1 protein-coding gene is annotated in these 384 nt (G+C 59.9%); it reads right to left on the reverse strand.

Annotated elements, in window-relative coordinates; genetic code table 11:
* Window positions 1-344: SMP-30/gluconolactonase/LRE family protein (locus tag N2041_RS14375; RefSeq protein ID WP_297679273.1), on the reverse strand; the 344-nt coding region annotated here is incomplete at its 3' end.
* Window positions 345-384: the final 40 nt, after the last annotated feature.

Genomic DNA, 384 nt, shown 5'->3' on the forward strand with positions numbered 1-384 from the left:
GCCATGATCTCTGGGGTGAGGGTTCCGGCCCGGAAGTGTTGCTCGTAGACGGCGTTGGCAACAGGATTGCTGTCGTCGAGCAGCTCGAGCACATCTCCCTCGGGGGTGATGGCAATCAGCTTGTCCAGGAAAATCAGTGTGATCCAGAGGTTGCCAAACGCATCGAAGGCGAAACCGTCGGGATGGCCCTCGAGTTCGCTGGGCCCGTAGACCTCGCGCTCGTGCAGCTCGCCGTTGCGATGGCGCAGGCGGGTGATGCGGCGGGCAGTGCTTTCCACCACATAAAGCCACTCCTCACGCGCATCGAAGCGAATCTCGTTGGTGCCACAAAAACCCTCAGCCACGATGCGAATGCCCTTCTGATCTATCAACCCAATGTAGCCG

Origin of the sequence: Tepidiforma sp., from assembly GCF_026419595.1 — a bacterium.
Classification (GTDB): Bacteria; Chloroflexota; Dehalococcoidia; order Tepidiformales; family Tepidiformaceae; genus Tepidiforma.